Source organism: Mesorhizobium sp. M7A.F.Ca.CA.004.12.1.1 (assembly GCF_003997835.1).
In the GTDB taxonomy this organism is placed as follows: Bacteria; Pseudomonadota; Alphaproteobacteria; order Rhizobiales; family Rhizobiaceae; genus Mesorhizobium.
Genome location: NZ_RZRK01000504.1, coordinates 1 through 4,593, shown reverse-complemented (window position 1 = coordinate 4,593; position 4,593 = coordinate 1). Strand labels below are relative to the sequence as shown.

Annotated in this window: 7 protein-coding genes and 1 pseudogene; 6 read left to right on the top strand and 2 right to left on the bottom strand. The window is 63.4% G+C overall.

What is annotated here, in order from left to right; all coding sequences use genetic code 11:
* The 6 genes and pseudogenes from EN984_RS23645 to rpsP all read left to right on the top strand — a co-directional run.
* Positions 1-326, top strand: a pseudogene (locus EN984_RS23645) (CPBP family intramembrane glutamate endopeptidase); the annotation flags it as partial.
* Between the two features lie 92 nt (positions 327-418).
* Positions 419-706, top strand: coding sequence for a type II toxin-antitoxin system RelE/ParE family toxin (locus tag EN984_RS23640; protein ID WP_127269504.1), 288 nt, complete (start codon positions 419-421; stop codon positions 704-706).
* A 2-nt stretch (positions 707-708) separates the two neighbouring features.
* Positions 709-996 carry an addiction module antidote protein gene (locus tag EN984_RS23635; protein WP_127269503.1) on the top strand — a complete coding sequence of 96 codons (288 nt, stop codon included), beginning with the start codon at positions 709-711 and terminating at the stop codon, positions 994-996.
* A gap of 344 nt (positions 997-1,340) precedes the next feature.
* Positions 1,341-2,900, top strand: coding sequence for a signal recognition particle protein (gene ffh / locus EN984_RS23630; RefSeq protein ID WP_127271191.1), 1,560 nt, complete (start codon positions 1,341-1,343; stop codon positions 2,898-2,900).
* Between the two features lie 7 nt (positions 2,901-2,907).
* Complete coding sequence (locus EN984_RS23625) at positions 2,908-3,234, top strand: chorismate mutase (protein ID WP_023811329.1); 327 nt, start codon at positions 2,908-2,910, stop codon at positions 3,232-3,234.
* Between the two features lie 51 nt (positions 3,235-3,285).
* Positions 3,286-3,687 (top strand): 30S ribosomal protein S16, encoded by a 402-nt coding sequence (gene rpsP, locus EN984_RS23620; RefSeq protein WP_013528800.1) that lies wholly within the window; start codon positions 3,286-3,288, stop codon positions 3,685-3,687.
* An 80-nt stretch (positions 3,688-3,767) separates the two neighbouring features.
* On the opposite strand, the gene EN984_RS23615 is transcribed toward rpsP, so the two are convergent.
* Entirely contained in the window at positions 3,768-4,031 is a 264-nt protein-coding gene (locus EN984_RS23615; RefSeq protein WP_127271330.1) for a glycine zipper domain-containing protein, read from the bottom strand.
* Between the two features lie 133 nt (positions 4,032-4,164).
* Positions 4,165-4,575: a DoxX family protein gene (locus tag EN984_RS23610; RefSeq protein ID WP_127268218.1), complete on the bottom strand. Its 411-nt coding sequence runs from the start codon at positions 4,573-4,575 to the stop codon at positions 4,165-4,167.
* Positions 4,576-4,593 lie beyond the last annotated feature (18 nt).

The following is a 4,593-nucleotide window of genomic DNA, read 5'->3' as shown; positions in this document are numbered from 1 at the left end:
GTTCGTCACCAGCCATCAATGCTTGCGTGCTGGCGTCGATCGCCGCTTTCGCGCTGCTGCTGACGCTTATCGTCTACGCAACCGGCAATCTCGGCGCCGCACTGGGTGCTCATCTCGGCAACAACCTGACCGGGTTTCTCTTGATCTCGCATCAGGAAAGCTACAATTCCTTCGCCCTGTTCAATGCCAGGCCGCTCGAGGGACCGGGCTGGGCGACGTCGGATGCGGTTCTCATCGCCTTCATCGGCATCGCCTGCAGCATGCTGACCATCGTGCTGCTTCTACATCCGCGTTCGCCGCTCAAGGTCGCCGCCGAATTTCCATAGTCGAGCCGGGAAATCCGTCTAGGCTGTTGCGGACTGTGAACTATTCTTCACATATGGATTGACACATCAAGCCTGTGAACTATAGTTCACAGATGGTCGAGGTTCGCCAAACCACCGACTTTCGCGACTGGCTCAACAGCCTGAGGGATAAGCGGGCCGCCGAAAAGATCGCGATCCGCATCGCCCGCGTCCAGTCCGGCCTCATCGGAGACGTGAAGTATTTCGATGGCATCGGCGAACTTCGGTTGGACGTTGGCCCTGGATACCGCCTCTATTTCATCAAGCGCGGCAACGAAATCATTATCCTGCTTTGCGGCGGCGACAAGTCCAGCCAGGGCCGCGACATCAAAAAGGCCATTCAGATGGCCAGGGAGCTATGATCATGGCAATCGAAACCGTTCCGTTTGATCCCGCCGAGCATCTTGGCAGCGCCGAAGGGCAGGCCGAGCTGCTGGCCGACGCCTTTGCGACCGGCGACCCTGGCTATATAGCAAACGCGCTCGGCATTGTTGCTCGTGCGCGCGGCATGACCGCTGTTGCAAAGGAAGCAGGCGTCACTCGTGAAGCTCTTTACAAAGCACTGAGGCCAGACGGTGACCCGCGCCTTTCGACGCTACTGGGTGTCACAAAGGCGCTCGGGGTGAAGATCACAGCCGAGCCGTCTAGTTAATCAGGGTTTCCAAAGACCCCTCGCGCGCAGAATTGTTTGCCCAATTCGCATGCCGGCAACCACTGCCGTGGCTGCCGCACGCCCTGCAATCCGGTCTTCGTCTTGACTCCGTGTCCGATTTCCTGTCTACACGCCCCGAATTCCGCGACGAGTATCCCTCCGAGCAAGCCGACCAGGACGCCGAAACCTCTTTGAGGTGAAGTGCTGTAAATCGATCCTGGAGGCCAACACCCGGCAGCGCTGAGCGCCCCCGGGTGCTTTTTGGTTTTGGCTTTTGGTTGGACACTGGGCGCGAACGCATTACCTCTCGGGCATCATCCGGATGCCAGGGAAAAGGAAAACGAATGTTTGAATCGCTACAGGAACGTCTTGGTTCGATCCTGAACGGCCTGACCGGCCGCGGCGCGCTATCGGAGGCTGATGTCTCGGCGGCGCTGCGCGAGGTGCGCCGTGCGCTGCTCGAAGCAGACGTGGCGCTGGAAGTGGTGCGCTCCTTCACCGACAAGGTGCGCGAGAAGGCCGTCGGCGCTGCCGTGGTCAAGTCGATCAAGCCCGGCCAGATGGTCGTCAAGATCGTCCATGACGAACTGGTCGAGATGCTCGGCGCCGAAGGCGTCGCCATCGATCTCAATGCCCCGGCGCCGATCGTCATCATGATGGTCGGCCTGCAGGGTTCGGGCAAGACGACCACTTCGGCCAAGATCGCCAAGCGTCTTTCCGAGCGTCAGAACAAGAAGGTCCTGATGGCCTCGCTCGACACGCGGCGCCCCGCCGCGCAGGAGCAGCTTCGCCAGCTCGGCGAACAGGTCAAGGTCGCCACGCTGCCGATCATCGACGGCCAGTCGCCGGTCGACATCGCCCGCCGCGCCGTGCAGGCGGCCAAGCTCGGCGGCCACGACATCGTCATCCTCGACACCGCCGGCCGCACCCATATCGACGAGCCGCTGATGGTCGAGATGGCCGACATCAAGAAGGTGTCGAGCCCGCACGAAATCCTGCTGGTCGCCGATTCGCTGACCGGCCAGGACGCAGTCAACCTGGCCAAGAGCTTCGACGAGCGCGTCGGCATCACCGGCCTCGTCCTGACCCGCATGGACGGCGACGGCCGTGGCGGTGCGGCTCTTTCGATGCGCGCCGTCACCGGCAAGCCGATCAAGCTGATCGGCACTGGCGAGAAGATGGACGGGCTGGAGGAATTCCACCCCAAGCGCATCGCCGACCGCATCCTCGGCATGGGCGACATTGTCTCGCTCGTCGAAAAGGCCGCCGAGAACATCGACGCCGAACAGGCGGCGGCGATGGCCAAGAAGATGCAGTCGGGCAAGTTCGACCTGAACGATCTCGCCGGTCAGCTTCAGCAGATGTCGAAGATGGGCGGCATGGGCGGCATCATGGGCATGATGCCCGGCATGGGCAAGATGAAGGACCAGATGGCCGCCGCCGGTCTCGACGACAAGATGTTCGGCCGCCAGCTCGCCATCATCTCGTCGATGACCAAGGCCGAGCGCGCCAATCCCGATTTGCTCAAGCATTCGCGCAAGAAGCGCATCGCCGCCGGTTCCGGCACCGACGCGGCCGAAATCAACAAGCTGCTCAAGATGCACCGCGGCATGGCCGACATGATGAAGGCGATGGGCGGCAAGGGCAAAGGCGGCGGCCTGATGCGCGGCATGATGGGCGGCATGATGGGCGGCGGCATGCCGGACCTGTCGAAGATGGACCCCAAGCAGCTCGAAGCTTTGCAGAAGCAGGCACAGGCAGCCGGCCTCGGCGGCGGCATGAAAGGCCTTCCTGGCGGCGGTGGCCTGCCCAGCGGAATGCCCGGTCTGCCCGGCGGCATGAAACTCCCCGGGCTCCCCGGCCTCGGCGGTGGCGGGCTGCCCGGCCTTGGCAAGAAGAAGTGAGGACGCCATGAACGAAGAGAAGGACATGGCCGACGCCCGCGCTCTCCTGGCCGATTACCGCGCCTCGATCGACAACATCGACGCGGCCCTCATCCACATGCTGGCCGAGCGCTTCCGCTGCACCAAGGCGGTCGGCGTGCTGAAGGCGACGCATGGCCTGCCGCCGGCCGACCCGGCACGCGAGCAGCAGCAGATCGCCCGGCTTCGCCAGCTGGCGAAGGATGCCCATCTCGACCCGGATTTCGCGGAAAAATTCCTCAACTTCGTCGTCCGCGAAGTGATCCGCCACCACGAACAGATCGCCGCTTCCAACGGCGTGATGAAAGCCGGCTGAGAAACCAGCCACCAACCGACCAACCAAATCAGCCTTTTTAGGAGAAAATAAATGCCCTTGAAGATCCGACTGGCCCGTGCGGGCTCGAAGAAGCGTCCTTACTACCACGTCGTCATTGCCGACGCCCGTTCGCCGCGTGACGGCCGGTTCATCGAGTCGATCGGCTCATGGAACCCGCTACTGCCCAAGGACGGCGAACGCGTCAAGGTCGACGCCGACCGCGTCAAGCATTGGCTGGCGCATGGCGCCCAGCCGACCGACCGCGTGCTGCGCTTCCTCGACGAGGCCGGCCTCGTCAAGCGCGACGCCCGTTCCAACCCGAAGAAGGCCGAGCCGGGCAAGAAGGCGCAGGAACGCGCTGCCCTTCTGAAGAAGGCGCAGGAAGATGCCGCTGCTGCTGTTGCGGCCGCCGCCGCTGCACCGGCCGAGGCGGAAGCCGCCACCGCCGAATAATTGCTCTATTCGCATCCAGGAAAACGGCGGGCCATGTGCCCGCCGTTTTCCTGTCCAGTTCTGTCTGTAAGAGCTGCCGATCAATAACCGTCCGGGCAGCGGTCGACGTAGACGCGGCCACGGCGATCACGGTAGCGGCATTCGCCACGCTCGCTCGCCCGGCCGATCAGCGCGCCGGCAACGGCGCCGACAGCACCACCGACGACGGCGCCTTCAACCGGATCGCCAGCGACCGCCGCACCGACGGCAGCGCCACCGAGGCCGCCTACGGCCGCGCCTTTTTCCGTTTGCGAACAAGCGGCGAGCGGCACCAGCAGCGCCATCAAAAGCATCATTTTCTTCATCATCGTTCCTCTCCGATAGGAGCCGCCTCCGCCGCCAGGCGAATCTCTAACTCGCAACTCCGCGATTCGATCCCTGAGACATTACCCGGCAAAGGGTCAGGCTTTCAGCGGAAAGCGATGCTTCGATCTGGATCTAACGGCTGAACGGGATCAGCGCGCGGACCCTGGCATCGCGCAGATACAGGCCGCCCCACAGGATAATGCCGAGATAGACGCCGAACAGCATGTGCGAGAACAGCGGGTTGTCGACGCGGACATTGGTGGCGATAGCGCCGCCCATATAGGCGGTGAGCAGGATGGCGCCGAGCACCGAGGTGCGCGGCAGTGCATAGAGAGCGGTCGAGATCAGGCTGATGACGCCCAGCATGCGCGCGACATTGGCATCGGCCGGCCAGCCGAGCGGCACCATCGTCTGGGTGACGACATCGAGCGGCGGCAGCTTGATGACGCCATCGAAGATCATGAACAGCACGATAACGCCGCTGAGCGCGCGGCCGGTCCATAAAGCGCCCGGCGAGACGGGCGCGGTTTCGGAAATGCTCATGGTGGTCCCTCCTAGTGG

What these genes read in the sequence shown, in the direction of transcription:
- EN984_RS23640 (WP_127269504.1), top strand. Translation starts at nt 419, where the DNA reads ATGGTCGAGGTTCGCCAAACCACCGACTTTCGCGACTGGCTCAACAGC.
- EN984_RS23635 (WP_127269503.1), top strand. Translation starts at nt 709, where the DNA reads ATGGCAATCGAAACCGTTCCGTTTGATCCCGCCGAGCATCTTGGCAGC.
- ffh (WP_127271191.1), top strand. Translation starts at nt 1,341, where the DNA reads ATGTTTGAATCGCTACAGGAACGTCTTGGTTCGATCCTGAACGGCCTG.
- EN984_RS23625 (WP_023811329.1), top strand. Translation starts at nt 2,908, where the DNA reads ATGAACGAAGAGAAGGACATGGCCGACGCCCGCGCTCTCCTGGCCGAT.
- rpsP (WP_013528800.1), top strand. Translation starts at nt 3,286, where the DNA reads ATGCCCTTGAAGATCCGACTGGCCCGTGCGGGCTCGAAGAAGCGTCCT.
- EN984_RS23615 (WP_127271330.1), bottom strand. Translation starts at nt 4,031, where the DNA reads ATGAAGAAAATGATGCTTTTGATGGCGCTGCTGGTGCCGCTCGCCGCT.
- EN984_RS23610 (WP_127268218.1), bottom strand. Translation starts at nt 4,575, where the DNA reads ATGAGCATTTCCGAAACCGCGCCCGTCTCGCCGGGCGCTTTATGGACC.